The sequence below is a fragment of the Devosia psychrophila genome (assembly GCF_000971275.1).
GTDB classification, from domain to species: domain Bacteria; phylum Pseudomonadota; class Alphaproteobacteria; order Rhizobiales; family Devosiaceae; genus Devosia; species Devosia psychrophila.
In genome coordinates, this window is sequence record NZ_LAPV01000009.1 from 176,372 (window position 1) to 200,582 (window position 24,211).

The 24,211-nt window shown below is 61.4% G+C and carries 24 protein-coding genes and 1 pseudogene; 12 read left to right on the plus strand and 13 right to left on the minus strand.

Going from position 1 to position 24,211, the window contains the following annotated elements:
* Window positions 1-105: 105 nt before the first annotated feature.
* Together WH91_RS01190 and WH91_RS01195 are read right to left on the minus strand one after the other, a co-directional pair.
* Window positions 106-849, minus strand: a complete 744-nt coding sequence (locus WH91_RS01190; RefSeq protein ID WP_046169208.1) for a glycosyltransferase family 2 protein — start codon at window positions 847-849, stop codon at window positions 106-108.
* Window positions 850-964: 115 nt separating this feature from the next.
* Window positions 965-1,465, minus strand: a complete 501-nt coding sequence (locus WH91_RS01195) for a DUF1993 domain-containing protein (protein WP_046169163.1) — start codon at window positions 1,463-1,465, stop codon at window positions 965-967.
* Window positions 1,466-1,546: 81 nt separating this feature from the next.
* Here WH91_RS01195 and WH91_RS01200 point away from each other — a divergent pair, with 81 nt between their 5' ends.
* On the plus strand, window positions 1,547-2,371 hold the full coding sequence (locus WH91_RS01200; RefSeq protein WP_143078012.1) for a potassium channel family protein: 825 nt from the start codon (window positions 1,547-1,549) through the stop codon (window positions 2,369-2,371).
* Here the strand turns inward: WH91_RS01200 and WH91_RS01205 are convergent.
* The 4 genes from WH91_RS01205 to WH91_RS01220 are packed head-to-tail and all read right to left on the minus strand — an operon-like array spanning window position 2,368 to window position 7,345.
* Window positions 2,368-5,067 carry a sensor histidine kinase gene (locus tag WH91_RS01205; RefSeq protein ID WP_046169164.1) on the minus strand — a complete coding sequence of 900 codons (2,700 nt, stop codon included), beginning with the start codon at window positions 5,065-5,067 and terminating at the stop codon, window positions 2,368-2,370. The two genes, WH91_RS01200 and WH91_RS01205, sit on opposite strands and share 4 nt — an antisense overlap.
* A complete protein-coding gene (locus WH91_RS01210; RefSeq protein ID WP_046169165.1) occupies window positions 5,067-5,297 on the minus strand; it encodes a hypothetical protein in 231 nt (76 codons plus the stop codon). The genes WH91_RS01205 and WH91_RS01210 overlap by 1 nt, the downstream gene beginning before the upstream one ends.
* Window positions 5,281-5,664: a response regulator transcription factor gene (locus tag WH91_RS01215; RefSeq protein ID WP_046169166.1), complete on the minus strand. Its 384-nt coding sequence runs from the start codon at window positions 5,662-5,664 to the stop codon at window positions 5,281-5,283. The genes WH91_RS01210 and WH91_RS01215 overlap by 17 nt, the downstream gene beginning before the upstream one ends.
* Before the next feature lie 58 nt (window positions 5,665-5,722).
* Window positions 5,723-7,345 carry a helix-turn-helix domain-containing protein gene (locus WH91_RS01220; protein ID WP_052952511.1) on the minus strand — a complete coding sequence of 541 codons (1,623 nt, stop codon included), beginning with the start codon at window positions 7,343-7,345 and terminating at the stop codon, window positions 5,723-5,725.
* 190 nt (window positions 7,346-7,535) lie between these two features.
* On the opposite strand from WH91_RS01220, the gene WH91_RS01225 reads away from it, so the two are divergent.
* From WH91_RS01225 to WH91_RS01245, 5 genes are all read left to right on the plus strand, one after another.
* On the plus strand, window positions 7,536-8,891 hold the full coding sequence (locus tag WH91_RS01225; RefSeq protein ID WP_046169167.1) for a substrate-binding protein: 1,356 nt from the start codon (window positions 7,536-7,538) through the stop codon (window positions 8,889-8,891).
* A 158-nt stretch (window positions 8,892-9,049) separates the two neighbouring features.
* Entirely contained in the window at window positions 9,050-10,081 is a 1,032-nt protein-coding gene (locus WH91_RS01230) for a branched-chain amino acid ABC transporter permease (RefSeq protein WP_046169168.1), read from the plus strand.
* Window position 10,082: 1 nt separating this feature from the next.
* Window positions 10,083-11,225: a branched-chain amino acid ABC transporter permease gene (locus WH91_RS01235; RefSeq protein ID WP_046169169.1), complete on the plus strand. Its 1,143-nt coding sequence runs from the start codon at window positions 10,083-10,085 to the stop codon at window positions 11,223-11,225.
* 12 nt (window positions 11,226-11,237) lie between these two features.
* Window positions 11,238-12,002 (plus strand): ABC transporter ATP-binding protein, encoded by a 765-nt coding sequence (locus tag WH91_RS01240; protein WP_046169170.1) that lies wholly within the window; start codon window positions 11,238-11,240, stop codon window positions 12,000-12,002.
* Window positions 12,002-12,772 (plus strand): ABC transporter ATP-binding protein, encoded by a 771-nt coding sequence (locus tag WH91_RS01245; RefSeq protein WP_143078013.1) that lies wholly within the window; start codon window positions 12,002-12,004, stop codon window positions 12,770-12,772. Before WH91_RS01240 ends, WH91_RS01245 begins: the two co-directional genes overlap by 1 nt.
* A gap of 283 nt (window positions 12,773-13,055) precedes the next feature.
* Here WH91_RS01245 and WH91_RS01250 read toward each other — a convergent pair whose 3' ends face one another.
* The 6 genes and pseudogenes from WH91_RS01250 to WH91_RS25180 all read right to left on the minus strand — a co-directional run.
* On the minus strand, window positions 13,056-13,814 hold the full coding sequence (locus tag WH91_RS01250; RefSeq protein ID WP_046169171.1) for a LamB/YcsF family protein: 759 nt from the start codon (window positions 13,812-13,814) through the stop codon (window positions 13,056-13,058).
* Entirely contained in the window at window positions 13,811-14,710 is a 900-nt protein-coding gene (locus WH91_RS01255) for a 5-oxoprolinase subunit C family protein (protein WP_046169172.1), read from the minus strand. Before WH91_RS01255 ends, WH91_RS01250 begins: the two co-directional genes overlap by 4 nt.
* The gene (locus WH91_RS01260) at window positions 14,707-15,429 is read right to left on the minus strand and encodes a carboxyltransferase domain-containing protein (RefSeq protein ID WP_082101930.1); all 723 of its coding nucleotides are present in this window, start codon (window positions 15,427-15,429) and stop codon (window positions 14,707-14,709) included. The genes WH91_RS01255 and WH91_RS01260 overlap by 4 nt, the downstream gene beginning before the upstream one ends.
* 115 nt (window positions 15,430-15,544) lie before the next feature.
* Complete coding sequence (locus tag WH91_RS24505; protein ID WP_158409497.1) at window positions 15,545-15,721, minus strand: hypothetical protein; 177 nt, start codon at window positions 15,719-15,721, stop codon at window positions 15,545-15,547.
* 119 nt (window positions 15,722-15,840) lie between these two features.
* Window positions 15,841-16,074 carry a hypothetical protein gene (locus WH91_RS01265; protein WP_046169174.1) on the minus strand — a complete coding sequence of 78 codons (234 nt, stop codon included), beginning with the start codon at window positions 16,072-16,074 and terminating at the stop codon, window positions 15,841-15,843.
* A 236-nt stretch (window positions 16,075-16,310) separates the two neighbouring features.
* Window positions 16,311-16,589: pseudogene (locus WH91_RS25180) on the minus strand (TetR/AcrR family transcriptional regulator); the annotation flags it as partial.
* A 188-nt stretch (window positions 16,590-16,777) separates the two neighbouring features.
* Between WH91_RS25180 and WH91_RS01275 the strand changes: the two are divergent.
* From WH91_RS01275 to WH91_RS01300, 6 genes are all read left to right on the plus strand, one after another.
* Entirely contained in the window at window positions 16,778-18,118 is a 1,341-nt protein-coding gene (locus WH91_RS01275; RefSeq protein ID WP_046169175.1) for an extracellular solute-binding protein, read from the plus strand.
* 74 nt (window positions 18,119-18,192) lie between these two features.
* A complete protein-coding gene (locus tag WH91_RS01280; protein WP_046169176.1) occupies window positions 18,193-19,077 on the plus strand; it encodes an ABC transporter permease subunit in 885 nt (294 codons plus the stop codon).
* Between the two features lie 9 nt (window positions 19,078-19,086).
* Window positions 19,087-20,004, plus strand: a complete 918-nt coding sequence (locus WH91_RS01285; RefSeq protein ID WP_046169177.1) for an ABC transporter permease subunit — start codon at window positions 19,087-19,089, stop codon at window positions 20,002-20,004.
* Between the two features lie 7 nt (window positions 20,005-20,011).
* Window positions 20,012-21,121 carry an ABC transporter ATP-binding protein gene (locus tag WH91_RS01290; RefSeq protein WP_046169178.1) on the plus strand — a complete coding sequence of 370 codons (1,110 nt, stop codon included), beginning with the start codon at window positions 20,012-20,014 and terminating at the stop codon, window positions 21,119-21,121.
* Between the two features lie 14 nt (window positions 21,122-21,135).
* Window positions 21,136-22,047, plus strand: a complete 912-nt coding sequence (locus WH91_RS01295; RefSeq protein ID WP_046169179.1) for a TIM barrel protein — start codon at window positions 21,136-21,138, stop codon at window positions 22,045-22,047.
* A 77-nt stretch (window positions 22,048-22,124) separates the two neighbouring features.
* The gene (locus WH91_RS01300) at window positions 22,125-22,937 is read left to right on the plus strand and encodes a phosphodiesterase (protein ID WP_046169180.1); all 813 of its coding nucleotides are present in this window, start codon (window positions 22,125-22,127) and stop codon (window positions 22,935-22,937) included.
* A 65-nt stretch (window positions 22,938-23,002) separates the two neighbouring features.
* On the opposite strand, the gene WH91_RS01305 is transcribed toward WH91_RS01300, so the two are convergent.
* Window positions 23,003-24,139, minus strand: coding sequence for a LacI family DNA-binding transcriptional regulator (locus tag WH91_RS01305; protein WP_244542302.1), 1,137 nt, complete (start codon window positions 24,137-24,139; stop codon window positions 23,003-23,005).
* Window positions 24,140-24,211 lie beyond the last annotated feature (72 nt).

Sequence of the window (24,211 nt, forward strand, 5' to 3'; positions counted from 1 at the left end):
TTAGCCGCGGCATGCAGCAATTCATCCTAGCGCAAAACCAGCATCCGATGATTCCCGGCTTTTGGGAAACTTAACGTCGTATCACCAGGGCGGTGCAAGTTTGGCTCAGTCGGGACGAATGTCGGTATAGTCCTTTGTAGCCGGCTTGCCGCGAAACGTAACCCAGAAGAAATTGAGCGTGTAGGTGCCGGCGGTGCGAAACACGCCTTCCTGTTCGAGGCGGCGGCCGGAGGTCTTCATCTTGAGCGCAAAGGTGAATTTGACGCCGCCTACCTTGGACAGACGCACTGCAACGTCGGTGTCTTCGCCAAAGAACTGGATGGAGCGATCATAGCCGCCGACATCGGCCCAGGCCTGACGACGGAAGATGAAATTGCCGCCCTGCACCACCGAGCCAACCCGCAGGATGTAGCGGTTAAGCACATAGATGAGCCAGGTGAGGCCGTAGAAGGCGCTTACCAGGAACCGGCTCCAGGCGCCCATGTCGTAATAGACGTAAGGCCCGCTGAGGCAGACCAGCTTTGGGTCGCGACCGAATTCGCTGAACACGATATCGAGCCAGCCTTCGGGCACGATGGTGTCGCTGTCGATATTGGCGATCAGCTCATAGCCTTCGCTAGCGGCAAAACCGGCATCGCGAGCATTGACCAGGCCCTTCTTGGGCTCATCGAGCACCCGGACGGTGGGAAAGCTGCGGGCGATTTCGCCGGTGCGGTCGGTGGAGGCATTGTTGACCACGATGATCTCGGCGTCGGCGCCGGAGCGCGCGATTTCGGCAACCACCGATTGCAGGCATTTGCCGATCAGAGCCTCTTCATTGTACGCCGGTATGACGAATGCCAGTCTCATCTTTGCCTCTTGCTGGGCTGGCGGGCGCGGTGCCGCAATCCGCTGCAAATAGCCTTTGCCCGCCGTAACGGCAACAGAGCTAAGCTTTTTTCCCGCACAGCCCGATGAGCAAGGTTCAGCCGATATAATCGCGCTTGCCGACCGGCACGCCGCCATGACGCAGGATGGCGTAAGCAGTTGTGACGTGGAAGAAGAAGTTCGGAAGGGCTCGCTCGGTTAGATAGGTCAGGCCGTTCATGGTTACATCCTTACCGCCGAGCTTGAGCGTTACATCACGGGCTTCGCTGCCTTCAAGGTCTTCCGGCTTGATGGCGACCAGCAGGTCGAGCGCCTTCTGGATGCGGGCACGCAGTTCCTCAAAGGTCGTTTCGGTATCGGGCCAGGACGGCACTTCACGACCGGCGAGACGCGAGACGCATCCCTTGACGTGATCGGTGGCGATCATCACCTGGCCGCGGAACGGGATCATGTCCGGCGACAGGCGCATGTCGGAGAACACTGCGGTATCGAACTTGCGCTCAGTCGCGTTGGCATCAGCCTTGTCCATGACCGCGAGCAGGTTCGTCAGCATGCGGGTGAATACGGGTACGGTCACGTCATAGACGGAGATGGTCATCGCGAAGCTATCCTGAATTGTCGGTCCCGAAGGGGAACGTCTTCTTGCGCTCGCTGTTGGAGGCTGGCAAGGCAGTTGGTGATGGCAACGAAAAAAGAAAAGACGGCGGACCCTGCCGCAATCAAGCCGACCGGTTTTGGGAGGATCCGTTCGACCTTGCGGTTGCTCTATCACAGCTCGGCGCCAGGCGCGCAGCGCTTCCAGTTTGCAGTGCTGGTGGTGGACCTGGTGATCATCGCGTTCTTCATCGCGACGCCGCTGCTGCGTGACAACGATGCGTTCCTGTGGATCGACTATTCAATAGCGGCGCTGCTGGCACTCGACCTGATAGCGCGGGCTCTTGCCTCGACCGATATCTGGCGCTGGCTACGGCAGATGCCGGTGATCCTCGACATTTTTATCCTTGCAACGTTGCTGGCGCCCATCTGGTTGGTCAATCTGGGTTTCCTGCGCATCCTGCGATTGTGGACCTTGACCCGCACCGCGACATTCTGGCGGCCACTGCGCAAGCGGGAGCTGGGGCTGTATCAGGAGCCAGTGCAGGCGGTGATAAACCTGCTGGTGTTCCTCTTCGTCGTGACCGGTTTCGTCTATACTGCCTTTGCCAATCGCGGCGACGACGGCGGTATTTCCGGCTACATCGATGCGCTGTATTTTACTGTGGCCACGGTAACGACCACCGGCTTCGGCGATATCACCCTGCCGGGCACCTGGGGCAAACTGGCGTCGATCATCATCATGATCACCGGCATTTCGCTGTTCGTCCGGCTGGCGCAGTCGATCTTCCGGCCGGCCAAAGTACACTTCCCCTGCCCGCAGTGCGGGCTGAGCAAGCATGAGCCGGACGCAGTGCACTGCAAGGCCTGTGGCCATATTTTGAACATTCCCGATAGCGGGAGCGGCTAGCGCATTACGCTGAGCCGAACCCGGAAGCACGCTCCGGGCAACTGACCCTGCACGAGATCGAGCGAGCCGTTCATGCGGGTGACAATCTGGCGGGAGATGGCGAGGCCGAGCCCTGCCCCACCCTGGTCGGCTGTGCCCTGCTGGCCGCGCGAGAACTTCTCGAAGATCAACTTGCGTTCGCCCTTGGCGATGCCGGGGCCGTTGTCGGCGACATCGACAACGTAGTTGCCGGCCCGCACAGAAGACGAGATCCGCAATACGGGCGTGTCTGCATCGTTGTATTTCACGGCGTTGGAGATGAGGTTGATGAAGACTTGGCAGAGCCGGTCTGCGTCGCCTTCTACCGTGGTCGGGCGGGCGCGTTCACCCTGCTCCACTCGCATGCCGCGCTGGCGCAGCAGCGCCTCGCACACGGTAAGCGCCCGGTCCAACGCAGCTTCCGCGTTGATGGGCAGGTTTTCCCAATTGCGTTCACCGCGCTCCAGGGCCGAAAGATCTAGAATTTCGTCGAGCAGCTTGGTGAGGCGCAGGCTTTCCTGATGGATGGTGCTGACGAAATGCTGGCGCTGGCCAGCGTCAATGTCTTCACCATCGAGCAGGATTTCCGAGAACGAGCGGATCGAGGTCATCGGGGTGCGAACCTCGTGGCTCACCTGACTGAGAAATTCGTCCTTCTGGCTGTCGAGTTCGCGCAATTGCGCATTGGCGTCTTCGAGCTTTTGGGCGGTAGAGCGCAATTCGGCCGAGGTCTTTTCCAGCTCCTGAGAATAGGTGATGACCTGCTGGGTTTCGCCGGCGATCTGCATCATCTCTTCTAGCGACACATCGCTGCCGGAAACCACTTTCGACAGCATCACATGGGCCGAGGCGGCGCCGATCGAGCCCGCCAGTTCGCGTTCGAGTCGGCCGATGAAGCTCGGAGATGGTTCGAGCATGTCGGGATCGACGCCACTATCGCGGGCCTCTGCATCGAACAGGGCAGCGGCCCGCGTGTCGCCCAGCACGCGTTCGGCGACGAAAAACAGGTCATTGGCCGTGGCGGACCCGGGCACGAAATTACCGCGCGGGACGTGGCCGCGCTTGAACACATCGACGAAGACGCTGGCCTGGATGCGCTCAAGCGCCGACGGCGTGGTGAGCAGCGACACCACAGTCAGAATCAGCACGTTGATAGACAGGCTCCAGAATGCTGCATGGGCCAGCGGCTCGAGGCCGTCGAAGCCGAACATCGCCTCGGGGCGCAACCAGGAGATGCCCCAGGGGCCATTGGCCAGCAGCCAGGCGACGTGGGGCGAGACGGATTCGAAGCTGGGCAGGAAGCTGCACCAAACCCAAAACACGAAGCCGGCAGCTATAGCGGCGGTGGCGGCCTTGAGCGAGGCATCGCGCCAGAACAGGGCGGCGATGACGGCGGGGAAAAACTGGGCGATGGCGGTGAACGAGATCAGACCGATCGGTGCCAAGGCATCGGAATCGCGGGTGAAGAAAAAGTAGAAGAACCCAAGCGACAGGATCAGCACGATGGAAAACCGCCGCGCCACCAGCAATAGCCGAGTGACCCCCCGGCCATCGCTGCTGACGCCGGAGCTGAAGCGCAGGATCAGCGGCATGACGATGTGGTTGGAGACCATGATCGACAGCGCGATGGATTCGAGGATGATCATCGAGGTGGCTGACGAAAACCCCCCGATGAAGGCGAACAGCGCCAGCCCGTCCTGCCCGAAGGCCAGCGGCAGGGTCAGGGCGAACATGTCAGGGTTGGACCCCGGCGGCATCTTGGTCAGCCCGAACACCGCGATGGGCAGGATGAACAGGCTCATCAGCAGCATATAGGCGGGGAAGGCCCAGGAGGCGATGCGGAGGTGGTTCTCGTCGGAGTTTTCGACCACAGTCACCTGGAACTGGCGCGGCAGGCAGACGATGGCGGCAATCGACAGGCCGAGTGTGGTCAGCCAGCGGGCGTCGAAGGTGTTTTCCGTATCGACGACGATGCCATTGGCGGCAGCCTCGGCAAAGATGCTCTCGAAACCGCCTCCGACATGGACCACGAAAATCCCGACCGCGAGCAAAGCCGCGAGCTTGACCACGGCCTCGAAGGCGATGGCGGCGACGACGCCATGGTGTTGCTCCTTGGCGTCAACATGACGCGTGCCGAACAGGATGGTGAACAGCGCCATGCCGGCGGCAATACCGAGGGCCAAGCCCACATCGTCAATACCCTTGAGGCTGCCCTGGCCGAATTCGGAGGCCCCGGCGACCGCCTGGATCGACGAGGTGACAGCTTTCAATTGCAGGGCGATATAGGGCGCGATGCCGACCACTGCGATACAGGTGACCAGCACCGCGAGTCGGTTTGACTTGCCGAAGCGCGACGACAGCAGGTCGGCCACGGAGGTGATGCGCTGCAGGTGGCTGATACGCACCAGCCGGCGCAACAGGAACCACCAACCGACGAAGACCAGCGTGGGCCCGAGATAAATTGTGAGGAATTCCAGCCCGCTGCGCGCCGCATTGCCGACCGCGCCATAGAAGGTCCAGCTGGTGCAATAGACCGAAATGGACAGCGTATAGACGGCAGGCGAATGCAGGAACGAGCTCTTGCTGCTGCGGGCACGGCGGTCGCCGAAATAGGCCAGCACGAACAGCAGCCCGACATAGCCGATGGCCGTCGCGATGACGAAATCGGCTGACAGCATCAGCGCTCACCCTCGCCGGGTTCCGGCTTGTCAGGCGGCAGGGCATGGGCCAGCAGGCCGGTGCCGATGACCAGTAGCAGCCACACCGCGAACAGGTAGAAAACGATTTGCGGAATGCCGAAATGGCTGATCGGATGATCGAACACATAGACCAGCGGCGGCAGCATCAGCAGGCCGCCAAACACCGTTAGCAGCAGCATGCCGCCGCGAATTCTACGGAGTTCGGCCATTTTCGCCCAGCAGTTGCCGCACCGCGCCGACCACGTCGGCATTGGCATAGGGCTTGGTGACGAAGCCGTCGGCGCCCAGTTCCTCGGCAACGCGCCTGTCTTGCTGCTGGCCCTTGGCGGTCAGGATCAGCACGGGCAGCGCGCGCGTATCCACGCTGGCCCTGATTTGCTTGAGCACGTCAAAGCCGCTGCGCTTGGGTAGCATGACGTCGAGCACCAGCATGCGCGGCTTGAGGCGCCGCACGGCTTCGAGAGCCGCGTCGCCATCGGTGACCGCGCTGATGCTCCAGCCGGCGCGCCGCAGGATGAAATCGAGCGATTCAAGAATGCTCGGTTCATCCTCGGCAATGAGAATATCGATTGCCAAAGTCCCCCCTCGATCATCCGCGATCTCCCCTCCGCGAATGGCTGGCACTAAAGCGCAATCACTGCGGATCGCCAAGCGCTAAAGCGTCGGGCAGCAGAGGCCCGCGGGTGCGCGACTGCCCGGCCGTGGTGGACAGCGCCTCTTCCTGCCGGCTGGCGCAGTCGCGCCGGGTGCACAGGCGACAGCTTGGGCCGACCCGGATATCAGCGTCGAGGTCCGACAGATCAAGTCCGGCGCCATAGACCGTGCGGTCGGCCTGCAGCACGTCGCAGGCCAGCATCACTGAGGAGGCAACCACCTGTTCGCGGAACGACGCGGTGCGCCGCTGCACTGTGCGGGCGAGAAACAGGTAGCGCGAGCCATCGGAAAATCGGACCACCTGCCGCAGCGGCACGTCGGGGGTGCGGAAGGCGCCATAGATCGCCCACAGTGGACAGGCATGGCCGCTGTTGGGCAGCAGCAGGCCGGGCAAGGGGAAATGCTTGGTCAGCCGGCCCGCCGGGTCCGAACGCAGGAACCCAAAGGCGATGCCCTGTTGGCCGGGGCGCCGCAGGGTGACCAGACGATGCGCCACCTGCTCGAAGCTGGCGTGATAGGCCTGCCGCAAGTGATCGATGTCATAGGCGCAAGCTTCTGCGTCAGCGAGTATGCGCTCGTACGGAAACACCATGGCGCCGGCAAGATAGGAGCCAACGGCGCGTGACGCCAGGCGGCGGGCCGTTGGGGTGGAAAGTGTTGCGCTTTCCAGGGAAGCGGCGATGGCGTCGGGCGCTGCCAGTTCGCCATAGAGCCGGGCGAGCTGGAACTGGCGCGTGGCGAGCGTTGTGGCGCCATGGAACCACATCAGGCTGGTCGCGGGGTCGAAGCGATACTGGCCCGGATAGTCCAACTCGTCGGGCGGGCCGCCGATACGGACCTTAACGCCAAAGCGGCGGCTGAGCAGATCGGACAGGGTGGCGCTGCCGAACGGCCCTGCCCGCTCGATCTCGGCGCGGAGTTCGTCGGCCACCGCTTCGAGCAGCGGAAAGTGGTTTTCGCGTTCGATCAGCAGATCATCGATCTCGCGGGCGGGCGAGACGCTACGGCGGATCTGGCTGGAAATATCGAACTGGCCGATCAGGTTTCGCGCAACTTCGGACAGGGTCCGGCTGTCGCGACCGATGGCGGCGAGAAACTGCCGGCGTTCGGCCTCGTCAAGGTCCGTGACGTCTTCCAGGATTTCGGCGCTGGAGCGAATGGCGGTAATGCCCGAGAGGATCTGGTGCAGCAACTGGCTGAGCAGCGGATCGGACCGCAGCCGGTCGGCATAGGCATCGGCGTTGCCCACCGCCGATGAATATGCGCGGTGCAACCGCGACACGGCACCGGCGCTGGCCGGATACAGCGCCACCAGTTCGCGCCGCTCGTCGGGTCGGAACGGCAGCGACTCAAGCACCGGATCGGCAAAGGCCTCTTCGAGGTCCTGCAGCAGTTTCTGCTCGGTGCGGCCGGCCAGTTCGTCGATATCGATCAAAAGTTGGGCCGCAACACGGTTGAGCAGCGCCCCGCCGATGTCACGTTTGTTATTCTCGATCAGGTTCAGGTAGCTGGCAGAAATGCCCAAGCTTCTTGCCAGCGAAACCTGCGAAATCCTGAGGTTTTTCCGCCGGTTGCTGATGCGGAAACCGATAGGCGCGCGCATGAATGCAATCCTCCTACGCGCCAGCCATGTCAATCAATTGACAAATCTACCGTCGCGACAAGACAATTATTTACAGAATATCGCTTTGATTACAACGATCTATTGCCGGACCTTTTCAGTGCTGACCATAATCCCGGTGCGGTGAGCTGTTGGCTAAGTATCAGCGGCCCCGCGCAAAAGGAGGAAATCAATGACACTTTTGAAGCGTGGCTTGTCTCGTCGCAGGATGCTGCAGACCGGCATGGCCGGCATTATCGGCACCGGCGTAGCGCCCCTCATGTTCACCAAGGGCGCCTGGGCGCAGGAATTTTGCAACAACCCGACCGGAGACACCGTAACCTTCGGCCTCAACCTGCCGCTGACCGGGGCCTATGCTGAAGAAGGCGCTGACGAGCAGAAGGCCTATGAGCTGGCCGTCAAGCACCTCAACGGCGAAGGCGACGGCGGGCTGATCAACGTCCTCACGCCGACCGCCCTTAAGGGCAATGGAATCCTGGGCAAAAAGGTCGCCTTTGTGACCTCTGACAGCCAGACCAAGGCCGACGTGGCACGTGCCGGCGCCACCCGCATGATCGAGCGCGATGGCGCCATCATGGTAACAGGCGGTTCGTCGTCGGCCGAAGCCATTGCGGTGCAGGGCCTGTGCCAGGAAATGGGCGTCGTCTTCATGGCGGGCCTAACCCATTCCAACGACACCACCGGCAAGGACAAGCGCCGCTACGGCTTCCGCCACTTCTTCAACGCCTACCAGTCCGGCATCGGCCTAGCGCCCGTGATCACCGAGGCTTACGGCACTGACCGCAAGGCCTATCACCTGACGGCTGACTACACTTGGGGCTGGACCCAGGAAGAATCGATGAAGAATGCGACCGAAGCCTTGGGCTGGGAAACAGTGCAGGCCGTACGCACTCCGCTCGGTGCTGGCGATTTCTCGCAGTTCCTCACGCCCGTGCTGAATTCAGGCGCCGACGTGCTGATCCTCAATCACTATGGTAACGACATGGTCAACTCGCTGACCCAGGCGGTACAGTTCGGCATGCGCGACCGTCAGGCCAATGGCAAAGACTTCCAGATTGTCGTTCCGCTGTTCTCTGAGTTGATGGCCAAGGGCGCGGGCGCCAATATCAAGGGCATTTTTGGTACCTCGAACTGGCATTGGAACCTGCAGGATGCGGGCACAATAGCGTTCACCAAATCGTTCGGTGCCGCCTATGGCGCTCCGCCGTCGCAGGCTGCCCACACCGCCTACGTGCAGGCGCTGCTCTATGCCGATGCCTGCGAGCGGGCCGGGACCTTCTACCCACCCGAAGTTATCAAGGCGCTAGAAGGCTTCGAGTTTGACGGCATGGGCAATGGTCCGACGCTGTATCGCGCCGAAGATCACCAGTGCATCAAAAACGTGCTGGTGGTGCAGGGCAACGACAACCCGACTAGCGAATATGACGTGCTCAACATCGTGCAGGAAGTGCCGCGCGACTTGGTCGCCTATGATCCGGCCATCTTCGGCGGCGATCTCGGCCCGGCAGAACCTGCACCGATGTGCTGATCAAGCTGCCCGCCCTTTTTGCAGGGCGGGCTTTCTCGCAGCAGACCTCATCCTGAGCCTGTCGAAGGGCGAGGTCGTGGCAACATCCCCGTCACGCCTCGTGGTTCGACACGCTCACCATGAGGCTACTGGACGGTCGCGGCTTGCCAGGAGCAATTATGTTCGAAGTCATCTTTCTGCAATTTCTCAACGGGCTCGACAAAGGCGCTGCCTATGCGCTGATTGCGCTGGGGCTGACGCTGGTTTTTGGCACGCTGGGCGTGGTCAATTTCGCCCATGGCGCGCTGTTCATGCTGGGCGCTTTCTGCGCGGTGCTGTTCCGGCAGTTCCTGACGCTGGAGACCGTCACCCTCGATCCTGAAAAGCTGTCGCCGTGGGGCGCACCGCTGGAAATCCGCGAGCCGCTGGTGCAGGCTTGGTTCGGCGATTTCGGTGCCGTGCTGGTCAATTATTCGGTACCGGCTTCAATCATCATCACCATCCCGATCATGCTGTTGGTCGGCATCGGGCTCGAACGCGGCATCATCAAACACTTCTACAAACGCCCGCATGCCGAACAGATTCTTGTGACTTTCGGCCTGGCTATCGTGGCGCAGGAGCTGATCAAGTCGTTCTTCGGGCCCAATCCGATCCCACAGCCCATGCCTTCCGACCTGCGCGGTGCGGCCGATATTGGCGCATTTCTCGGCATGCAGGCCAACGTCATCACCTACCCAATCTGGCGGCTGATCTACTTCCTGTTCTCCTTCGTCATCATCGGCGGCGTCTTCGCCTTCCTGCAATTCACCACCTTCGGCATGGTGGTGCGTGCCGGCATGGCGGACCGGGAAACCGTCGGGCTGCTCGGCATCAATATCGATCGCCGCTTTACCATCATGTTCGGCCTCGCCGCCGTGGTGGCTGGCATCGCCGGGGTGATGTACACGCCGCTGCTGCCGCCGAATTATCACATCGGCATGGACTTCCTGGTGCTCAGCTTCGTGGTGGTCGTCGTGGGCGGCATGGGATCCCTGCCCGGCGCCGTGGCCGCAGGCTTCCTGCTCGGGATTCTCCAGAGCTTTGCCTCGATGACCCAGGTGAAAGCCCTCATTCCCGGCATCGACCAGATCATCATCTATCTCGTCGCCGTGGTCATTCTGCTTGTTCTTCCGCGTGGCCTGTTTGGCCGCCGCGGCGTGATGGAGGCCTGAGATGCGCATCATGTCACGTAACGACCTGCTGCTGTTCCTGGGCTTCACCGTCGTGGTTCTCGCCATGCCGATCTGGCTGCACCCGTTCGGCGCAGCCTACCCAGACCTGCTGCAGCGCTTCATGATTTTCGGCATCTTTGCCGTCGGCTTCAACATCCTGTTCGGCCTCACCGGCTATCTCAGCTTCGGCCACGCCGCCTTCTTCGGCGTCGGCTCCTATGCCGCGGTGTGGTCGTTCAAGCTGCTCAGCCTCGACGCCATTCCGGCGATGATCTTCGCCGTAGTCGTGTCGGGCGTCTTCGCCCTCGTCATCGGCTTTGTCAGCCTGCGCCGCTCGGGCATCTACTTCTCCATCCTCACGCTGGCCTTCGCCCAGATGAGCTACAACCTCGCCTATTCCGTGCTGACCCCGATCACCAATGGCGAAACCGGCCTCCAGCTCAACCTCAACGACCCGCGCTATCTCGATACCACCATGGGCATCCCGACCGCCGGCCAGCCGGTGCCAACGCTGCTTGGCCAGTCCCTCGGAGGCTTTGCCGGGTTCTATTTCTGCGCCGGCTTCCTGATCCTGGCGTTCTTCATCGCCATGCGCATCACCAACTCGCCCTTCGGCATGATGCTCAAGGGCATCAAGTCCAATCAGACGCGGATGAACTACACCGGCTTCAACACCAAGCCTTACACGCTGGCCGCCTTTGTCATTTCCGGCATGTATGCCGGTCTGGCCGGCGCCTTGCTGGCGGTCACCGACCCCCTCGCCGGCGCCGAGCGCATGCAATGGACCGCCTCGGGCGAAGTGGTGCTGATGACCATCCTGGGCGGCGCCGGCACGCTGGTCGGTCCGGTGATCGGCGCCTGGCTGATCAAGTATTTCGAGAACATCTTCTCGGCGATCAACGAGACCATTCTTCATCGCTTCTTCGACGTCCTGCCCGATGGGCTGGATAATGCACTGGTCGCCATAACCTCCAAATTCGTCGGCGAGGGCTGGTTCCTCACGCTGGGCCTGGTGTTCGTGCTGATCGTGGTGTTCCTGCCCGGCGGCATCATGGAGGGGGTGCGCCGCATCGCCCATCTGTTCGACCGCAAGCCCAAAGGCCGGCCGGGCAAAGCCGCGCCGCAGCCGCAACCCGCCGAATAGGACGCCACAGCCATGACCAATCCCAATGTCGTCCTGCATGTTGCCGACGTCCACAAGCGCTTCGGCGGCCTGCATGCCCTTGCCGATATCGACCTGCAGGTCGAGGAAGGCCAGACCCATGCCATCATCGGCCCCAACGGCGCCGGCAAGTCCACACTGCTCAATGTGATCATCGGCAAACTCGCCCCGACCAGCGGCCAGGTGGTGTTCGACGGCACCATCCTGACCGGCCGCAAGCCGTATCAGATCAACCAGCTCGGCATCGCCCGGGTGTTCCAGACCCCGGAAATCTTTGCCGACCTCTCGGTGCTGCACAATGTGATGATCCCGGCCCTAGCCAAGCGCGACGGCGCCTTCAGGCTCAACATGCTGCGCGGGCTCGACAGTGAAACCGGTATCCTGCGTGAGTCCGAGGACATGCTGGAGGATGTGGGCATGTTTGCCAGCCGTGAAATGGCGGCGGGTAGCCTCAGCCGCGGCGACAAGCGGCGCATGGAACTTGCGATGTGCTTGATCCAGCATCCGCGGCTATTGCTGCTGGACGAGCCGACCGCCGGCATGTCGCGCCATGACACCAACACCACCATCGAGCTGCTCAAGAAAATCAAGAGCCGCGGCATGACCAAGGTGATCATCGAGCATGACATGCATGTGGTGTTCTCGCTGGCCGACAAAATCTCAGTGCTGGCCCAAGGCCGCATCATTGCCGATGGCACGCCCGACCAGGTTCGCGGCAATCCGAAAGTCCAGGAAGCCTATCTCGGAGGCACCCATTGATGAGTGCGATCGCAATGGAAACCCAGATTATTACCAACAGCGAGGCGGCTTCGGTCGAGACCACGCGGCCGTTCTTCTCGATCCGCAACATGCACGCCTACTATGGCGAGAGCTACATCGTTCAGGGCGTGTCGCTGGATGTTCGCAAGGGCGAAATCCTGGCGCTCCTCGGCCGTAACGGAGCTGGCAAGACGTCCACCCTGCGCACCATTGCGCGCACCGACAACCCGCAGTTGCGGCAGGGTGAAATCTGGCTCGACGGCCAGCCGATCCATCAGATGAAGAGCTATCAGGCGGCGCGGGCTGGTATCCAGCTGGTGCCGGAGGATCGGCGCATCATCGCGGGCCTGTCGGTCGAGGAAAACATCTTGCTGGCCAAGGTCGCGCCGGGCAGTGGCTGGGGCCTCGACCAAATCTACCAGAGCTTTCCGCGGCTTGCCGAACGTCGCAAGCAGGAGGGGGTGACGCTATCGGGCGGCGAGCAACAAATGCTGGCAATTGCCCGGGCCCTGGCGCGCGACCTTAAGCTGTTGTTGCTGGACGAGCCCTATGAAGGGCTGGCGCCGGTGATAGTGCAAGAGATTGAGCGCATCCTGCACTCGGTCAAGCCGCTGGGCATCACCACGATCATCGTTGAGCAGAACGCAATTGCGGCGCTCAAGCTGGCGGACCGCGCCGTCATCCTCGATACCGGCGAAGTAGCTTTTGCCGGCACCGCAAAAGAGGTCCTCGACAACACCGAACTTCGCCGCGAATACCTGGCCATCTAGTCTTTCCGTTGGTCGCGCTTCGAACAGGAAAACCGGTACCCACTTTTCCTGAAAGCGCTCCGGCGACACGCGCTACCCTGGGCCTTTCGACCAAAGGCATTCCGCCGATATCACCTCTCCCCAGAGAGGCCCAGGGTATGTTCTTTATGGCGGTAATCTCTATCTCCCCAAATACACCGGCGTTCCCTCGGACTTGATCCGAGGGTCTTTAGACGCTTGTTGCGCATGAAGAGTGACCCGCGGATCAAGTCGGCGTGAGGCGACTGTTGGGTGCCAACACCCGCTATTCCGCCGGTTCAGGCTGGTTGGCGGCAATAGTGACCCCCTCGCCTTCCAGCGCCTCCCTGACATCACGCGCCAGATCGACGGCGCCCGGCGTGTCTCCATGCAGGCAAATGGACCGGGCGGAGGATTTCAGCACTGTGCCGTCGATGGCGAGGATTTCGCCGCTTTTTGCGAGGCGCAGGCAGCGCTCGATTACTGCGTCGCTGTCGTGGATGACTGCACCTTCTTGAGTGCGGGGAACCAGCAAGCCCTCGGCCGTATAGGCGCGGTCGGCGTAGGCCTCGCGGATCAACGGCATCCCGACGGCTTTGGCGGCACGCACCTGGGCGCTGTTGTCGAGCGCCAGCACCGCCATCTTGCGATCCATGGCCTGGATGGTGGCGAAGATGCCGACGGCGAAGGCCAGTTCTTCAGCGGTCTGGTTGGCCAGTGCGCCATGCAATTTCACATAAGCCAGCGGCACACCGACTTCATCAGCGATGAAACGCACCAAAAACAGCTGGCTGCGAATCTGGCCGAGCAGTTGATCGAGCGGCATGACCACCCGAAAGCGGCCGAAGCGCTTGGGGTCGGCATAGCCCGGATGGGCGCCGGCGCGAACACCGCGGGCTTTGCAAAACTTGAGAATGTGCCGGATAATGGGTGAATCACCGGCGTGGCCGCCGCAGGCAATCGAGGCGCTGGAGACGATTTCCAGCAGGTCCTCGTCGGTGCCCATGCCTTCGCCCAGATCGGCATTAAGGTCGATCGTTGTCATGTTTTACTGCCCCGCAACAGTGCATGGGCATGTTCCACCGTCACCGGCCGAAACGCAACCGCGCTGCCCGGGCGCAATTGAGCGAAACGGTCCAGATCCGCGGTGATGACGCTGGCGATGCGCGGATAGCCGCCGGTGGGCTGGTGATCCCGCATCAGCACGATCGGCGTGCCATCGCCGAGAATCTGGATATCGCCGGGTACGATAGCATCGGAAACGAGCGACAGATTTGACGCATCGGCGAATACCTTGTCGTTATCGTCCAGCCGAACACCCATGCGGTCGAGGCGGGACGATACGGCAAAGCTCGCGTCGAGGAATTTCAGGCGCAGTTCCTGCGAGAAAAAGTCTGCGTGAATGCCCCAGATGATCCGGATTGGGCCGTCGGCCCGCTCCCGCGCCGCCGGGACTATCGGTTCGGCGCCTGATCCGGAGAGCTCGATCACGTCACCGACCTGCAAGGCGCGACCAGCCAGACCGCCCAATCCGGCCCGGCTGCTAGTGGCTATGCTGCCCATCATGGACTGCGCGTCGATATCGCCATCGAAGCGGAGATAGCCATAATTGCCCCATGCACCAGGCGTAATGGCCAGCCTGTCGCCGGTGCCAAGTTCTGCGGCGCCCGGCCATGCCAGTGCCTGATCGTTGACTCGACCCACGAAATTTCCACCGGTAAAGCCGACGCGGCAGCGGCCATATGCGATCGTAATTTCCACACCCGCTGTGGTGAATTCCACACCGCCCTGCCCGCCGCCGGCAAGTTGTCCCGCCGACACATAGGCCGCCCGGTCCATCGGACCCGAGGCGCTGATGCCATGGCGCAGCATGCCGAAGCGGCCAAGGTCCTGGATGCTGGTCAGTGGGCCGGCGCGAGTGAGCTTCAGGATAACGCTCATCGGGCGATCTCAAAGGCGATCAGGTCACCAGAGCCAATCAGCGTTGGTGGGTGGCCGGCAGGATCGAAGTTACTGAACGCGGTGCGGCCGATGACATGCCAGCCGGTGGGCATCTCGGTCGCGGTGATGGCGGTTTGGCCTGCGGCGAACAGCACGCTACCGGCAGGCACGGATGGGCGAACTACGGTGCGCCGCGGCAGGATCAAACCATTATGCAGGCCGCAATAGACGAAACCGGGCGCAAAGCCAGTGGCCAAGACGCGCAGCGGCGCAGCATTGTGCGCAGTGATGAAGGCCTCAGTGCTCATGCAGAGAGCCTCGGCCGTCTCGGCGAGGTCGGGACCATCGAATACCACCGGGATCGTCCAGCGCCGCGGCTCGCGTCCCGCACCTGCCAGTCCGAACAGGCGCAGGCGCAATTCGCCTTGGATGACGGACGGCGATGCCAGCAGTGGATCATAGCGCAGCAGCACCGAGACCAGATTGGGCATGATCTCGACCACGCCGGGGATCGGCGCATTGTCAAGCATGGCCGCAAGGACAATGGCTGCCCGATTGGCGACATCGGTCAGTGTCGTGCCGAAGCGCACCAGAAGGGCGCTGTCACCGAGCGGCAGCAGCGTCGGCGTCGGAAATATCGCGGCAATGGACGAGTCGGCGATGATGCGATCTCCTCGATCGGAGCACGCAGCAAGTCCTGAGGGACCCGCCCGGATCAGTCAACCCGGTCCATAAGCAGGAGGGCTCCGCCTCGCTCGGAAGACCGTTCGATAATGCAAATGTCGCCTGGGCGCATTGGCCGGGTTTGACCTGCCGGGACGGTTTTTATCCCAGTCAGTTAGGGTCTTTGCCTTCTTGTTCGATCACGGCATCGAAAAGCTCCCGGGCTTGCCCAACTCCAATCGCTTCTATGGCGACTGCAGCTATGGCAGCGAACAGCTCTGCGATTTCCTGGGGATCGGTGATTTCGGCATCGTCGTCTTCAGCGTCGGCATTGATCAGGGTGAACACGATAACGCACCTCCACATAAGCCAATGACGTGAGTGTGCGTCGATTCCTGTTACAGAACAAATAATGCAAATTCGACGCGCCCCCTCAGGAGGGCAATTGCCAGTTAGGGCAGTAGCGCTTACTCTTGCGCCGCCGTGTTCGCATCGAGCCACGCTTCGATTTCGTCCAGGCTTGCCGAGAACGGCTTCGGCACATTTCCGTAAAGAATCTTGAACGTCTCGTCGCGGATCTGGTGGCCGCCAGTGGTGCCGAGCACTTTCATCTTGTCATCGGTCAGGATGGTGAGGCCATAACGCGTCGCATGGCGCTTAAGCCTGCGCATGCGCGATACATCAAATTCCTTCCGGCTCACGGCTTTTCCTTCTGTGTCAGTGGTGGAAGGACTGCATCTAGCATTCAACATTCCATGCGCAAAGGCCGTTGTATCTATCGCGGCGGCGGACCTCGAATCCTTTGTCCCCGGTTCTAAGGGATTGCAGTCAGCGACCTGCGTCTGTCAGGCATCGATATCGCCGACGAGACTGGCGTTGCTATGCGCCCAAATGGACCACATCTGCATGTCGACAGCGCTTGAACGGCTCGTCGTAACTAGGCTTTTGTAGACAGTCTGCGAAGGGTTGGCTTCAGGATGGCGTCAAACAGCGTGGGATCGCTTTGCGCACGGGCCGAAAGCATCGCTCCGTGGACGGTAGCCATAAACATTTCCGCCTCAATATTTGCGGCTGCCTCAAGCCTGAGAGTGCCCTGCCCAGCACCCCGCTCCATGACGCCGGCTAGCCAAGACCACAGGTAGCGAGAATATGCAGAAACTTCAGACGCGACTTCGGCCGGCAGCACCGGCAGTTCGCTCGCGAGTAGCGCCGCTATATCCGCCAACCGTAATGGAGCTCCTCGACCGGATGCCGGCCATCAGGCGCGCGTTTCATCGCTCCGTCGAAAGTCATCTATCCGTCATGGAACTGTCCTTGAACGGTCACCGCTCTGAGAACGAACCGTCAATTATCGAGGCTAGATGTCCCGTCGCCGAAACGGCTTTTTCTCGGAGACAGTCCCAAATGACACGCACCAAGCTGCTCAGCGCAGCAACCACGATCGCCGCCTTGGCGCTGGCGACTGCCCCAGCCATGGCGCAGACCAAGTTCGAATTCTGGTACGGCCTGTCGGGCGACCTGAGCGAGCGCATTCAGGAAATGTGCGGCACGTTCAACCAGTCGCAGGCCGATTATGAAATCGTCTGCGTCAGCCAGGAAACCTACGAAAACAACCTGCAGAACACCATTGCCGCGTTCCGCGCCGACAAGCAGCCAACCGTTACCCAGATCAGCGACGGCGGCACCCTCGACCTGATGCTGTCCGGCGCCTATGTCCCGGTTCGTCAGCTAATGGAAGAAAACGGCTACGACATCAAGTGGGACGACTATTTCTCCGGTATCGCCAGCTATTATTCGACGTCGTCCGGCGAACTGCTGTCGATGCCCTTCAACTCCTCGACCGCCATGTTCTACTACAATTCCGATGCCCTCAAGGCGGTCGGTTTTGAAGGCGCTCCGCAGACTTGGGAACAGGTCGAGAAGATCGCCCGTGACCTCAAGGCTGCTGGTTACGATTGCCCCGTCGCGTTCGATCCGACCGGCACCTGGCAGTGGTTCGAGCAGTTCTCCGCTGCACACAACCAGCCAATCGCCAGCAATGGCAATGGCTTTGGCGGCCTCGATGCCGTCGTCCAATTCAACCAGGGCAAGTTTGTCGATCAGTTGACCTGGATCAAGAAAATGTACGACGAAGGCCTGTTCGTGGCCAAGTCCAAGGCTATCGGCGAAACCGCCAATGACGCCTTCGTCAATGCCAAGTGCCAGATGTCCTCGTCGTCGATCGCCGATCACGGCACCTTCGGCAAGCAGGCCATCGAAGGCATGCTTTGGGACGTGACCATGCTGCCACTGTGGGAAGGTACCGAGCGCACCAATACCCTGGTAGGCGGCGCTTCGCTCTGGACCCTCAAGGGTTCGACCCCTGATCAGTACAAGGGCGCTGCCGCGTTCTACGCATTCCTCGCAACGCCGAAGCAGGCTGAATGGTGGTCGACCGTGACTGGCTACATTCCGGTTACCAATTCGGGCTTCAAGGCCATGACCGACAAGGGCTTCTACTCGGCAGCCCCCTACAAGGGTCGTGAACTGGCCATCCAGAGCCTGACCGCAACGCCACCAACCGAATATACCCGCGGCGTCCGCCTCGGCAACTTTGGCGCCATCCGCCTCGAAGTCGCCAATGCCATGCAGGAGGTGTTGTTCAACAACGTTCCCGTGCAGCAGGCTCTCGATGCTGCTGCAGAACGCAGCAATGCCGTCCTTCGCAAGTTCGAAGCCACCTATCCCGGCCAGACTCTCCCTTGATCGCTGACTGAACCGGCGCGGGCAACCCTTGGGTCGCCCGCGCTTCTTTCTTTCGTGCCCGGAGGCCAAGGCTCATGGAACGTCGCGCATTCTACCAAAATCCCGTTCTGCCCTGGCTCTTGCTGGCGCCCCAATTGCTGCTGGTGCTGGTGTTCTTTTACTGGCCGACATCGCAAGCGCTGTTCTGGGCCTTCACGCTCGAACAGCCATGGGGCGGCGGCAATACCTGGGCCGGCTTCAACAATTTCCTCTATATTTTCGGTGACGGCCGCTATTGGGCCACCGTCGCTCGCAGCGCCTTCTACGCCATAGCGGTCAGCGCTATTTCAATGTGCCTGGCGCTGACACTGGCCATGTTCGTCGACCGCGCCCTCAAGGGTACGCGGATGTTCCAGTCAGTGTTCGTCTGGCCCTATGCCATTGCCGCGCCTGCCGCCGGCGTCGCCTTCCGCTTCATCTTTGCTCCAGAAGCCGGGCTGATCGGCGCTGTGAACGAGATGTGGCCGGGCATCTGGAATCCCGCCACCAACGGATTTCACGCCTTGGGAATGGTCATCGTCTGCCATGCCTGGCTCGGCATCGGTTACAACTTCATCTTCTTCCTCGCGGCGCTGCAGATGCTGCCCAAGTCGCTGTCGGAAGCCGGCGCCATGGATGGAGCCCGTCCCTATCGCCGCATGCTCGACATCCAGCTGCCGCTAATCGCGCCGACGGTATTCTTCCTGTTGATCATGAACCTGATCTCCAGCTTCACCGACAGTTTTGGTCTGATCGACGTGATGACCGAGGGCGGACCGATCAATGCCACCGAGGTGATGGTCTACAAGCTCTATGTCGATGGCTTCAAAGGCCTCGATTATTCGGGCGCCGCCGCGCAGTCCATCGTGCTCATGCTCCTCGTCATCGCGCTGACTTTCGTCCAGTTCCGCTGGGTCGAAAAGCGCGTCCACTATAACTGAGGCCCGGTCATGATCGAACGCTCGCCCCTCTTCGACTTCATCACCTATGCTACCATGATCCTTGGCATGTTCCTGGTGCTGGTGCCGTTCTGGATCACCATCGTCGCCGGCAGCCAGAACCTGCAGGAAGTCAGCCAGGTACCGCTTAACTTGTGGCCTTCGGGTCATTTGGTCGAGAATATCCAGACCGCCTGGACCCGTTCCGACCTCGGCCCGAAAATGATCAATTCGCTGATCGTCGCGGTCGGCGTCACCACCGGCAAGATCATCCTGGCGGCGCTGTCGGCCTTTGCCATTGTGTTCTTCAATTTCCGCGCCCGCATGATCTGCTTCTGGCTGATCTTCATCACCCTGATGCTGCCGCTCGAAGTGCGCATCGTGCCGACCTATTCCATCGCCGCCAACGCGCTATTGCCGTTCCAGACGATCCTCGATGTGTTCGGCATTACCGGGCTGATCGAAACGCTATCCGGCGTCCGCATCGGGTTGGAGTGGAACCTGCTCAATTCCTACACCGGCCTGATCCTGCCGCTGGTCGCAACGGCAACGGGCACTTTCCTCTACCGCCAGTTCTTCATGACCATTCCAGATGAGCTGGTGGAAGCCTCCAAGATGGACGGGTCAGGCCCGATCCGGTTCTTCTTAGACGTACTGCTGCCGCTGAGCCGCACCAATATGCTGGCACTGGCCACCATCATGTTCGTCTCGAGCTGGAACCAGTATCTCTGGCCGCTGCTGATCACCACCGACCGCAAGAATTTCGGCACGGTCGTGATGCAGCTCAAGGCCCTCATCCCCGCTCAGAACGGCACGCCCGACTGGAACGTCACCATGGCGGGTGCCCTCATCATCATGCTGCCGCCGCTGCTGGTCGTTGCCCTCATGCAACGCTGGTTCGTGCGCGGCCTCATCTCCCGCGACAAGTGAGACCATCATGACCGCTATCACCCTCTCGGGCGTAAAGAAGCGCTACCTCAAAAATCCCGTCGTGCACGGCGTCGATGTCACCATCGAAAGCGGCGAATTCGTCGTCATCCTGGGGCCGTCCGGCTGTGGAAAGTCGACCCTGCTGCGCATGATCGCCGGCCTTGAGGACATCACCGAAGGCACCATTGCCATTGGCGATACCGTCGTCAACAAGCTCGAACCGCGCGAGCGTGGCTGCGCCATGGTGTTCCAGAACTACGCGCTCTACCCTCATATGAGCGTGGCTCAAAACATCGGCTACGCCCTCAAGGTCGCCGGCATGCCACGCGCTCAGCGTGACGCCAAGGTGATGTCCGTGGCAAAGTCGGTCGGGCTTGATCCCTACCTGACCCGCAAGCCGGGCGAACTGTCCGGCGGCCAGCGCCAGCGCGTCGCCATGGCCCGCGCCATGGTGCGCGAGCCGAAGGTTTTCCTTTTCGACGAGCCCTTCTCCAACCTCGATGCCAAGCTGCGCGTCGCGATGCGCGCCGAGGTTCGCAACCTGCATCGCAGCCTCGGCGTCACATCGGTGTTCGTCACCCATGACCAGACCGAGGCCATGACCCTGGCCGATCGACTGATCATCATGAACCAGGGCATTGTCGAGCAGGTCGGCAAGCCGAGCGAAGTCTATCATCGCCCCGCCAGTCTGTTCGTCGCCGACTTCATCGGCTCGCCTGCAATGAACCTGATCAAGGGCCAATTCGACGCCATTGGCAATTTCCTGCACGGCAGAGGCGGCATGCTGCACCTGCCCGGCGCCGCCAGCATTGCCGCCGGCCGTGATGTGACCCTGGGCGTTCGCCCCGAGGCTGTGCGCCGTGTTGAAGCCGGCACCAGGGGCGCCATCGCTGCGGTGGTCGACTACATCGAGGAACTCGGCGCCGCCCGCCTCGTCTACGCCGATACCGATGGCAACCGCATCGTGCTGGTCGATGAGCGAACCGATGCCCTCGGCACCGGCATGCCGATCCACTTCACCCTCGGCGAAAACGATCTGCACCTGTTCGACAATGCCGACGGCAAGCGCATCGAGATGCGCGCCGACCATCGCGTACCATCGCTTCTCAACGCCTGATCGGGAGATCCTTCATGGGCAATATCATCGCAACGGGCTTCAATAGCGGTTCTGACGACGGCGAACTGTTCAGCCTCGAAGCCGACCTGCGCCGCCTTGCCGACATCGGCGTCGACACGGTCGAACTGGGTCTGACCAGCATTGACCTGATTTCTGGTGGCCGCATCCTAGCAGAGCGTTTGCAGCGACTGGCCGCCATCACCAGCCAGTTCGACTTCCGCTACACCGTGCATGGTCTCGTGTCATCGAACTTCATGGATCCAGATACACTGGATTTCCAGATGCAGGCCGCCAAGGCGCTAGTCGAAGTGTGTGACCGCATCGATGCCCGCATCCAGGTGCAGCACGGCGGCGCCCTCCGTGCCGATCAGTTGCACCAGCGCGCCCAAGCCGACATCCGTGAGCGCGAGGCCCTGACCGAGCTGGGCGATTTCGCTCGCCCGTACGGCGTGCGCATTGCGTTCGAAAACATCTTCACCACCGAACTTGGCCAGTATCGTCAGACCCCGGCCGAAGTGGCCGAGACCGTCAAGGCGGTGAACCATCCAAATGTCGTGGCGCTGATCGACTTCAGCCATGCCTATATCGAGAGCACCTACAAGGGCCTCAACTTCCGCGAGCAAATCGCCGCCATGGCGCCCGTCACCGGTCACCTGCACGTCCATGACAGCTTTGGCCGCCCACAGGCTTTCTACAAGGCTTTCCATCCGCAGGAAAACACCGCAATGGGCATTGGCGATCTGCACATGCCGCTCGGTTGGGGCGACATCGACTGGGACAGCATTTTCGCGGAACTTCGCTTCCTGCCCGATACCGTGATGATGATGGAAATCGGTCCGCGTCACCGCAGCGAGCAGCCGGAGAGCCTTGCCATCGCCAAGCGCTTGATCGCCCTCAGCGAAGACGTCTTGCGGGCTGCCGAATAAGCAGGGCCTTTCCGAACATCACCGGCGTGGTGGGCGGCGGCTCACCACCGACACTTTGAAGACTGGAACAGATCAGCATGACCCTGAAATTTATTGTAATGAGCGATCTGCATCTGGTCCCCGAGGGTGAGCTGTCGATGACGCTCGACACCAGCGAACGGCTCGAGCGCGCGGTGGATGCAGTGATTGCCCGATACGGCGACGCCGACTTCTGTATCCTCGCGGGCGATCTGGCCGATCTCGGCCAGGCCGCTGCTTATGACCGGCTTAAATCCATTGCTTCGCGTCTGCCGATTCCGGTCCACATCACCCTGGGCAACCATGACGACCGCCCGACTTTCCTGTCGGTATTCGGCGATGAATTCGAGGCCGAGACCGGCAAAATCGACAAGGTCATCGACGTCAAAGGCTATCGCGTCATCCTGCTCGATTCGTCCGAGCCCGGACGCGTCGATGGTGTGCTTGAGGTGCGCCAGATCGACTGGCTGCGAGCTCGCCTTGCTGAAGCGATGGACCGTCCGGTGGTCGTTGTGTTGCACCATAACGCCAATGCGCTGCACATCCACTCCGACACAATCCGCATGCTCGAGCCGACCGCCTTTATCGACGCACTCAAAACTCACCCCGACATTCGCCAGGTGATCGCAGGCCACGTGCACCTGACCTCGACTGCGTCCTGGCACGGCCTACCGTTCACCACCCTGGCCGGGGGACACTATTCGGTGGGCTTTGCCGTCGACCAGCCAGAGGCGGATTTCTCTCGCCTTTCAGGTCCCGGCCAAATGGCCGTGGTCATCGGCACACCCGACCGCACCACGGTATTGTTCGAAGATTTCATCGACGGCAACACGCAGATCGACTGGAAAAAGAAGCTGTCCGAGATCGCGTGAATTAGGTCAACGACTGGAGCCAACCCGCACCGCCGAGCAGTGCGGGTCGCCGGCAAAATCCCGGCTCAAGTCCGCAGGTTGGTAGCCACCGAATGCCGTTCCACCAGAGGGCATTCGAGCTTGGTGATCGGGTAGCGCTTCCCCGGCTGATGCATTGACAAGTCCAACTGCTCGATGCACCACTGGCCCATAGCGCGGTGCGGCAGGATCGACGTCGTCAGTTGGGGGTGCAGATGCCGCGAGATTTCCTCGTCGTCGTAACCGACCACCGAAATGTTCCCGGGGATCGACAGCCCAGCTTCCTTCAAGGCTTCGTAGCAGCCGATAGCGGTACGGTCGTTTTGACAAAAGATCGCCGTCGGACGCTCTTTCAGCGCGAGTAGCTGAACCGTTGCCTTGTAGCCGGCGCTAGCCGACCAGTCTCCCTCGACCACCAATTCCGGATCGAAGGGAATGTCCGCGGTCGCCAGCGCCCGGCGATAGCCCCTGAGCCGGTCTTGCGCCGCCTGCATCCACTGTTCTCCGGTGATGCAGGCGATGCGGCGATGGCCGTAGTCGATCAGATGCCGGGTGGAGCCCTGCCCGCCGGCTATTTCGCTGGGCACTACCGCCGGAAAGGCGTGGTCGGCTGTATAGCAATTGAGCAGGATCACCGGAATATCCAGCTCATAGAGGTGGTCCGGCGCAGCAATCTCGCGCGTGAAGATCGCCATGTAGATCAGCGCCGAAATGCCTTGTCCCGTTAGTGCGCGAATGGTGCGCGGCCCCATGATCGGGTCTGACAGAGTCTGCGCCACAAGAATGATATTGCCGGCGTTCCAGCTAGCTTGCCGCGCGCCCTCGATGGCGACCACAGCCTCGGGACTGGTGGCCAGTTGATCGACTACAAAACCGATCAACCCGTCGACCGCAGGCCGACTCGCCGGCGCTGGCTCGACATGGGCAAAGTTTGGCGCGGCATAGCCCAGCGTCCGCGCCGCCTCGATGACGCGGTCCCGCGTCTGGGGTGAAATCTTGACGCCATCGGCGCGGTTTAGCACGAAACTGACCGTCGCCTGCGAGCAGCCGGCTTCGCGGGCGATGTCGGTCATGGTTATACGGCGGCCGGCCGCCTTGGCAATGCCCTGCCGCGCCCTGCCCCGTTTGGGCTTTGCCGCCACGTCATCCATGCGTCTTTGCCCCGCCCCCGTCATGCGTGCCATGCCCCTCCCCTTGAAAACACTCAGACCGAGCTTGTCAAACCCGGCTTCGGTCAGGAGTGCTGACTAATGTTA